7 protein-coding genes and 1 pseudogene are annotated in these 8,997 nt (G+C 69.7%); 3 read left to right on the top strand and 5 right to left on the bottom strand.

Annotated elements, in window-relative coordinates; translation table 11 throughout:
- From RTM68_RS12880 to RTM68_RS12870, 3 genes are all read right to left on the bottom strand, one after another.
- Positions 1-269, bottom strand: a 269-nt coding sequence (locus tag RTM68_RS12880; RefSeq protein ID WP_312171522.1) for an NAD(P)-binding domain-containing protein, incomplete at its 3' end; no start/stop codon positions are given.
- The gene (locus RTM68_RS12875) at positions 266-1,471 is read right to left on the bottom strand and encodes an acyl-CoA dehydrogenase family protein (RefSeq protein WP_312171508.1); all 1,206 of its coding nucleotides are present in this window, start codon (positions 1,469-1,471) and stop codon (positions 266-268) included. The genes RTM68_RS12875 and RTM68_RS12880, both read right to left, overlap by 4 nt.
- A gap of 29 nt (positions 1,472-1,500) precedes the next feature.
- On the bottom strand, positions 1,501-3,003 hold the full coding sequence (locus RTM68_RS12870; RefSeq protein WP_312171507.1) for a CoA-acylating methylmalonate-semialdehyde dehydrogenase: 1,503 nt from the start codon (positions 3,001-3,003) through the stop codon (positions 1,501-1,503).
- Positions 3,004-3,190: 187 nt separating this feature from the next.
- On the opposite strand from RTM68_RS12870, the gene RTM68_RS12865 reads away from it, so the two are divergent.
- Together RTM68_RS12865 and RTM68_RS12860 are read left to right on the top strand one after the other, a co-directional pair.
- Positions 3,191-5,266: a beta-galactosidase gene (locus tag RTM68_RS12865; protein WP_312171505.1), complete on the top strand. Its 2,076-nt coding sequence runs from the start codon at positions 3,191-3,193 to the stop codon at positions 5,264-5,266.
- Positions 5,266-6,230, top strand: a pseudogene (locus RTM68_RS12860) (aldo/keto reductase). Before RTM68_RS12865 ends, RTM68_RS12860 begins: the two are co-directional and overlap by 1 nt.
- A 285-nt stretch (positions 6,231-6,515) precedes the next feature.
- Here the strand turns inward: RTM68_RS12860 and RTM68_RS12850 are convergent.
- Positions 6,516-7,700, bottom strand: coding sequence for a thiolase family protein (locus RTM68_RS12850; RefSeq protein ID WP_312171501.1), 1,185 nt, complete (start codon positions 7,698-7,700; stop codon positions 6,516-6,518).
- A gap of 190 nt (positions 7,701-7,890) precedes the next feature.
- On the opposite strand from RTM68_RS12850, the gene RTM68_RS12845 reads away from it, so the two are divergent.
- Entirely contained in the window at positions 7,891-8,478 is a 588-nt protein-coding gene (locus RTM68_RS12845; protein WP_312171500.1) for an antibiotic biosynthesis monooxygenase, read from the top strand.
- 145 nt (positions 8,479-8,623) lie between these two features.
- Here RTM68_RS12845 and RTM68_RS12840 read toward each other — a convergent pair.
- The coding region (locus RTM68_RS12840; protein WP_312171498.1) for a LysR substrate-binding domain-containing protein at positions 8,624-8,997 on the bottom strand (374 nt) is incomplete at its 5' end.

Below are 8,997 nucleotides of genomic sequence, written 5' to 3'. Positions count from 1 at the left end.
GGGCGCGCGGCGGCGAGCAGCTCAGTGCGGTACGCGTCGATCACGTGCCTGCCCGCGGGGAACATCGTGATGACGACGTCGGCGTCGGCGACGGCATCCGCTCCGCTGGCCGCGACCGGGATGCCGACGGCCTGCGCCGCGTCGATCGCCGCCGGCACCAGGTCGAACCCGTGCACCTCGTGGCCGGCGGCGACGAGGTTCTTCGCCATCGGCAGCCCCATGTGGCCGAGGCCGAGGAACGCGATCCGCGCCTTCGACGTCTCGGTCATGATGCGCTCCGCATCCGGTCTCCGCCGCTCCGCTGGAGGGATGCGGATCCGGCCGGTCGCAGCATCTCGCGCCCGACGATCAGGCGCATGATCTCGTTGGTGCCCTCGAGGATCTGATGCACCCGCAGATCGCGGACGACCCTCTCGATGCCGTAGTCCTGCAGATAGCCGTAGCCGCCGTGCAGCTGCAGCGCGCGGTTGGCGACGTCGAAGCCGGCATCCGTCGCGAAGCGCTTGGCCATCGCGCACCGCATCGTCGCATCCGGAGCCTGCTCGTCGACGGCCAGCGCGCCGTCGCGGACCATGAGTCGCGCGGCCTGCAGGTCGGTGCGCATGTCGGCGATCGCGAACAGGATCGACTGCTTCTCGGCCAGCGGCTCCCCGAACGCCACGCGCTCGTGCACGTACTGCACTGCGCGGTCGAGTGCCCACTGCGCACCGCCGAGCGAGCATGCGGCGATGTTGAGCCGTCCACCGTTGAGGGCCGACATCGCGATCGCGAAGCCACGACCCTCGTCGCCGAGCATTCCGGATGCCGGGATGCGGACGCCGTCGAGGATGACCTGACGGGTGGGCTGCGCGTGCCAGCCCATCTTCTTCTCGGGAGCGCCGAAGCTGAGCCCTTCGGCGTCGCCCGGCACGAGGAACGCGCTGATCCCCCGGGCTCCGGGCTCTCCGGTGCGTGCCATCACCACGTAGACGGCGGCCTCGCCTGCTCCTGAGATGAACTGCTTCACACCGGTGAGCAGGTAGTCGTCTCCGTCTCGCACCGCGTTCGTGGCGACGTTCGCGGCATCCGATCCGACTCCCGGCTCGGTGAGGCAGTAGCCGCCGAACTCCTGCATCGCGGTGAGCTGCGGAAGCCATGCACCGCGCTGGGCGTCGTCGCCGTAGGTGTCGATCATCCAGACCACCATGTTGTGGATCGAGATGTAGGCGGCCACCGCCGGGTCCCCCTTGGCGAGCTCCTCGAAGATCGCGACCGTGTCGGAGCGGCTGAGGCCCGTGCCGCCGAAATCCTCGCGCACGTAGATGCCTCCGAGGCCCAGCTCCCCCGCCTTGCCGAGGGACTCGCGGGGGAAGATGTGCTTCTCGTCGCGCTCGGCGGCGAACGGAGCGAGCTCGGTGTCGGCGAACTCGCGGACGGCGTCGAGGATGGCCTCGCGCTCTTCGGCGGTGGTGGTGACGGTGGTCATGGTCATCGTGGGTCCTTGTGGGAGGTGACGCGGGATCAGTGCATGGTGGGGATCACGAAGCTCGCCCCGTCGCGGATGCCGGCAGACGGCCAGCGGCTCGTGACGGTCTTCGTCTTCGTGTAGAAGCGGAAGGCGTCGGCGCCGTGCTGGTTGAGGTCGCCGAATCCGCTGCGCTTCCAGCCGCCGAACGTGTAGTAGGCGATCGGAACGGGGATCGGCACGTTGACGCCGACCATGCCGACCTCGACCCGGGCGGCGAAGTCGCGGGCGGCGTCGCCGTCGCGCGTGAAGATCGCGACCCCGTTGCCGTACTCGTGCTCGGATGCCATGCGCAGCGCCTCTTCGTAATCGGCTGCCCTCGCGATCACGAGCACCGGGCCGAAGATCTCCTCGCGGTAGATCGCCATGTCGGTCGTGACGTGGTCGAACAGCGTGGGCCCGAGGTAGAAGCCCTGCTCGTGCCCCGGCACCGAGAAGCCGCGGCCGTCGGCGAGAAGGGTCGCCCCCTCGTCGACGCCCTGCTGGATGTAGCCCTCGACCCGTTCGACCGCAGCCCGGGTGACCAGGGGCCCGTAGTCGACGTCGGCCGCGAGCGAGGGGCCGACCCGCAGCTGGGCGACGCGCTCGGTGAGCTTGGCGGCGAGAGCATCCGCCGTCTCCTTCCCCACCGGGACCGCGACCGAGATCGCCATGCACCGTTCGCCCGCTGAGCCGTACCCCGAGCCGATCAGGGCGTCGACGGCTTGGTCGAGATCGGCATCCGGCATCACGATCATGTGGTTCTTCGCGCCGCCGAAGCACTGCGCGCGCTTGCCGTGCGCGGCAGCCGTCGAGTAGATGTACTCGGCGATCGGCGTCGAGCCCACGAAGCCGACGGCGCGGATGCGGTCGTCGGTCAGCAGCGCATCGACGGCCTCCTTGTCGCCGTGCACGACGTTCAGGACCCCGGCAGGCAGCCCCGCCTCGAGGAACAGCTCGGCGAGGCGCACGGGCACCGAGGGGTCGCGCTCGCTGGGCTTGAGCACGACCGCGTTGCCCGCGGCGAGAGCGGGTCCTGCCTTCCACAACGGGATCATGGCGGGGAAGTTGAACGGGGTGATCGCGGCGACGACTCCGAGCGGCTGGCGCATCGAGTACACGTCGATTCCCGCGCCCGCCCCCGTCGAGTACTCGCCCTTGAGCAGGTGCGGAGCCCCGGCCGAGAACTCGATGACCTCGAGGCCGCGCTGGATGTCGCCCTTCGCATCGTCGACCGTCTTGCCGTGCTCGCTCGCGAGGAGCTCGGCGAGGGACTGCATCTCGCGCTGCACCAGATCGAGGAAGCGCAGCAGCACCCGCGCCCGCTTCTGCGGGTTGGTCGCCGCCCACTCGACCTGCGCGGCCTCGGCGTTCGCGATCACGCGGCCAACCTCGTCTGCCGACGCCAGCGGCACCCGCGCCTGCACGGATCCGGTGCTCGGATCGAACACGTCGGTGAAGCGGCCACTCTCGGGGATGAGGTGCGATCCGCCTACGAAATGGGGAATGGTGCGAGTCATTGTGCGATGTCCCTTCGCGCCGTCGTTGGCACTATGACGATGGTACTTCGGCATCCTGAGATTTACTAGGGCGTCCTTGCACTTTCGAATCGCGCACTTCGCAGATCTGAGGCCGCTTTTCTTGCCAAGTGCGCGATTCGAAGGAGGAGGGGTGCGCGGGAAAGCGCTTCCCAGATAGGGTGGGGCCATGCATTACGGCGCCGACTACAACCCCGAGCAATGGCCACGAGAGGTGTGGCCCGAAGACGTCAGACTCATGCGCGAAGCGGGGGTCACGATGGTGAGCCTCGGGATCTTCTCGTGGTCGCGGATCCAGCCCGCCGAGGACGAGTTCGACTGGGAGTGGCTCGACGAGATCATCGGGCTGCTGCACGAGGGCGGCATCCAGGTCGACCTCGCCACCGCCACCGCATCCCCGCCGCCGTGGGCCTCGGCCGCGTACCCCGAGATGCTGCCGCAGGATGCCGACGGATCGACCTTCTGGCCCGGCAGCCGTCAGGCGTACGCGCCCGCATCACCGGTCTACCGCCGCCTCGCCTCGGAGCTCGTGACGGCCCTCGCGCATCGCTATGCGCAGCATCCGGCCGTCGTGCTCTGGCACGTCAACAACGAGTACGGATGCCACCTGCACTACGACTACTCCGATGCGGCGCGCGATGCGTTCCGCGTGTGGCTCGAGCGCAAGTACTCGACGATCGACGCCCTCAACCACGCGTGGGGCACCGACTTCTGGTCGCAGCGCTACACCGCGTTCGAGCAGATCGTGCCGCCGCGCAAGGCGCCGTACAGCATCAACCCGACGAGTGTGCTCGACTTCAAGCGGTTCACCTCCGACACGCTGCTCGAGCTGTACGTCATGGAGCGCGACATCATCCGCGCCGCCGGGGCGACCCAGCCGATCACGACGAACTTCATGGGCCCCTTCCCTCCGGCGGACTACTGGAAGTGGGCGGCCGAGGTCGACGTGATCGCCGACGACAACTATCCCGACCCCAACGACCCCGAGTCGTTCCGCGGGGCCGCGTTCGCCCGCGAGCTGATGCGCGGCCTCAAGCCCGGCGTGCCGTGGTTGCTGACGGAGCAGTCGACGAACGCCCTCAACTGGCGTCCGACGAACGCGCCGAAAGCTCCGGGTCAGATGGCGGCGATCACCGCGCAGGCGGTCGGTCGCGGTGCCGATGCCATCATGTTCTTCCAGTGGCGCCAGTCCCGCCGCGGCAGTGAGAAGTTCCACTCGGCGATGCTGCCGCAGGCCGGGCTCGACACCCGCACCTGGCGCGAGGCCGTCGAGCTCGGCGGACAGCTCGCGCAGCTTCCCGCTCTGCCCGATGTCACCTCCGGGGCGAAGATCGCGCTCGTGTTCGACTGGGAGAACTGGTGGGCTCTCGACGGCCGCGATCACCCGGTCGCGCTCGACTACCTCACGCTGTCGCACCGCTGGCACGCGGCGCTGCACCGCCAGAACCTCGCGATCGACATCGTGAACACCACCAGCGACCTGAGCGCGTACTCGCTCGTCGTCGCGCCGCAGCAGTACCTGCTGAGCGATGAGGGCGCGGCGAACCTGTCGGCGTACGTCGAGCAGGGCGGCAACCTGTTCGTCTCGGCCTTCAGCGACGTCGTGGATCAGGACGACGCGTTCCGCGAGGGGGGATTCATCGTCAGCCTGCGTGACGCGCTCGGGGTGGCCCTCGAGGACTTCGGAGCTCTCGTTCCGCCCGAGTCCGTGCGGTCGGCCGACTCGGCCGGTGAGGTCGCGAGCCACGCGGTACCCGACGGCCCCGGCCAGTCGGAGGCGCCGCTCGACGGCCCTGCCGGCCGGATCGTGGGACAGTACTTCGCCGAGGAGCTGCTCGTGCAGGATGCCGAGGTGCTCGGCCGCTTCACCGAGGGCCGTACCGAGGGCCGCGCGGCCCTCACTCGGAAGCGGTTCGGCGGAGGTCACGGGTACTACCTCGCGACGATCCCCGACGATGACGGGATGCTCGCGGTGCTGCGCTGGCTCGCGGCCGAGGCCGGAGTGACGGCCGAGATCGAGGGACTGCCCGAGCACGTCGAGATCGCCCGTCGAGGCGGGATCCTCACCATCATCAACCACAGCGCCGAGCCGTTCGCGGTCGACGTGCCGGGCACGGATCTGCTCACCGGATCGACCGACGCGCGCCGCGAGCTCGGCGCGTTCGGATGGGCGTTCGTCGACACGAGCGACGCGCCGTCGTCGGTTTCGCAGGATTCGCAGGTTTCGCAGAAGGAGGACAGCTGATGCAGTACACACGTCTCGGACGAGCAGGCGCCCGCGTGAGCCGATTGGCGCTGGGCACGATGAACTTCGGCCCCGTGATCGACGAGGAGGCATCCCGCGCCATCCTGGATCGCGCCGTCGAGGCCGGTATCGACTTCATCGACACCGCCGACGTCTACGGCGGCGGCCGCTGGGGCGACCACCCCGGGCAGTCGGAGGAGATCCTCGGACGCTGGATGAAGGACCGCGGCAATCGCGACGACCTGATCGTCGCGACCAAGGTGTTCGGCGTGATGGGCCCCCGGTCGAACGATCGCGGGCTGTCGGCGGTGCACATCCGCGCCTCGGTCGACGCCTCGCTGCGTCGCCTCGACACCGACCACATCGACCTGTACCAGATGCACCACATCGACCGCGATGTGCCGCTCGACGAGACGCTGAGCGCCTTCGCGACGCTGCGCGAACAGGGCAAGATCACCTACCTCGGCAGCTCGAACTTCGCCGGGTGGCACCTCGCCCGCGTGCACGAGATCGCCGCGGCATCCGGCTACCCGGCACCGGTGACCGAGCAGTCGCTGTACAACCTCACCGAGCGCACGGTCGAGCTCGAGGTCGTGCCCGCCGCAGAGCAGTACGACATGGGTCTGCTGCCCTGGTCACCGCTGCCAGCGGACAGCTCGGAGGCGTCCTGCAGAAGACCGACCGCTCGCGGTCGAGCCTCGACGCCCTGGGTGCACGTCGCCCGGCGATCGAGCGCTACGAGGAGTTCTGCGCCGAGCTCGGCATCCGCCCCGGCGTCGTCGCGATCGCCTGGCTGCTGCATCAGCCGAGCGTGACCGCCCCCGTGATCGGTCCGCGCACGATCGACCAGCTCGACTCGGCCGTCGAGGCGCTCGACGTGGTGCTGGATGCCGACACCCTCGCCGAACTCGACCGCATCTGGCCCGGACCCGGCGGACCCGCTCCCGAGGCGTACGCCTGGTAGGACGCGCGATCCGGACGGTGTTCGCCGCTCGTTCACCGTCCGGACACATCGACCGACTACAACTGCAGATGCGCGGACACAGACTCAGACCGGATCGGGTAGTCACGTCTTCCGCGCACCGCGGTGAGCGTCTGCTCCCGTTGCGGTGACACACCGCGAAAGACCCCCGCCGAATCGGGTCGGCGGGGGTCTTCTCTGTCCCCGGCGCCCCCTTCGAATCGCTTACTTTGCAGTTCGCGGCTCGCCGCTTCTGCAAAGTGCGCGATTCGAAGGCCGAGGATGCCGCTACAGCCGCTCGATGATCGTCGCGTTCGCCATGCCGCCGCCCTCGCACATGGCCTGCAGGCCGAACCGACCGCCGACGGCCTCGAGCTGGTCGACGAGCGTGCCGAGCAGGCGGGTGCCGGACGAGCCGAGGGCGTGCCCGAGAGCGATCGCCCCTCCTCGCGGATTGAGCTTCTCGGCATCCGCCCCGACCTCGGCGGCCCAGGCGAGCGGCACCGACGCGAACGCCTCGTTGACCTCGTAGGCGTCGAGGTCGTCGATCGTGAGTCCGGTGCGTTCGAGGATGCGCCGCGTCGCGGGGATCGGCCCTGTCAGCATCATCAGCGGGTCGTCTCCGACCACCGTGAACGCGTGGAACCTCGCACGCGGTGTGAGCCCGAGAGCCTCCGCACGGTCGGCGCTCATCAGCAGGGCGGCGGACGCCCCGTCGGTGAGCGGCGAGGAGTTGCCGGGGGTGATTCGCCAGTCGACCTCGGGGAAGCGGGTGGCGAGCGCATCCGTCCGGAACGCGGGCTGAAGTCCCGCCAGCCCCTCGGCCGTCGTGCCCGCGCGGACTGTCTCGTCGGCGACGGCATCCGGAGCCTCCACGACCGGGATGACCGTGCGGTCGAAGAAGCCCTCGGCCCACGCGGCGGCCGCGCGGCGATGCGATTCGGCCGCGTACGCGTCGAGCGCTGTGCGGTCGAGGCCCCAGCGCTGCGCTATGAGCTCGGCCGAGACGCCCTGATTCACGAGCCCGTCGGGGTAGCGCTCGCGCAGTCGGGGCGACATCGGCGAGCCGCCCACGGCCGACGACCCGAGCGGCACCCGGCTCATCGACTCGACGCCGCCGACGATCACCGCGTCATAGGCGCCGGCGATGATCCCCTGGGCGGCGAAGTGCACGGCCTGCTGGCTCGATCCGCACTGCCGGTCGATCGTCGCGGCGGGGGTCGCCTCGTCGAAACCGGCCGCGAGCACCGCCTGGCGGGCGATGTTCGACGACTGATCGCCCACCTGGCTCACGCAGCCGAGTAGCACGTCGTCGATCTGCCGCGAGTCGAGCCCGTTGCGCTCGAGGATCGCGGCGAGCGCGCCGGCCGCGAGATCGACCGGATGCACCCCCGACAGCGCCCCACCCAACTTGCCCCGCCCGACGGGGGTGCGGACGACATCGACCAGAACGGCTTCACTGCGCGTGCTCATGCGTCCCATTGTCGCCCTCGGGCCTCGTTCGAATCGCGCACTTTGCAAAAATCGGCCGCCGGAATCTGCAAGGTGCGCGATTCGAACGGCATCCATCCGAAATACAATCGGAGGTGCGCCCGTACCCCGGCGCATCCCCCACCGTCGAGGTGCCCGTGACCCGGGCGACCGCACTCTCCGAGGACCCACCATGTCCAGTGAACCCATCACCGTCTCCATCCGCCGCGAGCTCGACCCGGAGCACGTGACCGCCGCGACCGCCTGGGTGCAGACGGGCGTGAACCTCGCTCACCGGTATCCGGGGTTCCTGGGATCGGGATGGGTGCGAGACGGCGAGGATTCGCACATCTGGCACATGCTCTACCGGTTCGCGGACGAGAAGTCGCTCATCGCCTGGGAGCAGTCCGGCGAGCGCGAGTGGTGGAAGTCGACCGGCGAGCAGTTCGTGCGCAGCGAGCACGTGCACCGGCGCACCGGCATCGAGGGCTGGTTCGACCAGCCGACCACCGACACGATCACCCTCCCCCGCGCCGACGGCTCGACGACCACCGTCGCCATGGTCAGCACTCCCCCGCGGTGGAAGCAGGCGGTGTCGATCTGGCTCGGATTCTTCCCGGTCAACCTCGCGTTCACGTACGCGATGAGCCCGATCCCCGGGTGGAACGAGCTGCCGATCTGGCTGCGGGTGCTCGCGACGACCGCCGTGCTCACGCCGATCATGGCGTACTGGGTTCTGCCCTTCGTGACGCGCTCGCTTCGTCGCTGGCTCACGCGCTGAAGCGGCGGCCTGCTGGGCTGGGCTCGCGGCAGGGTGCGAGGGTCGGGTACTCGGCACCGTGCGGGGTCAGAAACGCACCGGAAACGGCTCGTTCGGATGCTCTTTTGACCACGCGCGCCCGCGGCACGAGCTGAGCGCGGGCAGGTCAGAGACCCGCGACCGCGGCGCGCAGCGCCTGCTCGACGACCGCGACCCCCTCGGTCAGCGGACCGGGGCGTCGCACGAGGTGCAGCGTGTTGATGGGCGGGTCATCGGTCCCGCGCAGGTCGACGAGTCTCCCGTCGGCGAGTTCGTCGGCGATCAGATAGGTCGGCAGCACCGTCACGCCCGCGCCGGCGACGGCCGCGGCGGCGAGCGCGCGCAGATCCGCGACCACGAGCGCGGGCTCTCGCTCGAGACGGATGCCGAAGGTGTGGCGCCAGTACCGCCGGAGGATCGGGACATCCCGCGCGTAGGCCAGCAGGGGCATTTCGACGAGAGGATCCGGTCTCAGGTGCGGCGACGGCGCGAGCCCCAGTG

Origin of the sequence: Microbacterium sp., from assembly GCF_031988965.1 — a bacterium.
In the GTDB taxonomy this organism is placed as follows: domain Bacteria; phylum Actinomycetota; class Actinomycetes; order Actinomycetales; family Microbacteriaceae; genus Microbacterium.
This window is presented reverse-complemented; position numbering and strand designations above follow the sequence as displayed.

Bases quoted from the DNA above. Each gene is read 5' to 3' on its own strand.
- RTM68_RS12875 (WP_312171508.1), bottom strand. From the start codon at position 1,471: ATGACCATGACCACCGTCACCACCACCGCCGAAGAGCGCGAGGCCATC.
- RTM68_RS12865 (WP_312171505.1), top strand. From the start codon at position 3,191: ATGCATTACGGCGCCGACTACAACCCCGAGCAATGGCCACGAGAGGTG.
- RTM68_RS12850 (WP_312171501.1), bottom strand. From the start codon at position 7,700: ATGAGCACGCGCAGTGAAGCCGTTCTGGTCGATGTCGTCCGCACCCCC.
- RTM68_RS12870 (WP_312171507.1), bottom strand. From the start codon at position 3,003: ATGACTCGCACCATTCCCCATTTCGTAGGCGGATCGCACCTCATCCCC.
- RTM68_RS12845 (WP_312171500.1), top strand. From the start codon at position 7,891: ATGTCCAGTGAACCCATCACCGTCTCCATCCGCCGCGAGCTCGACCCG.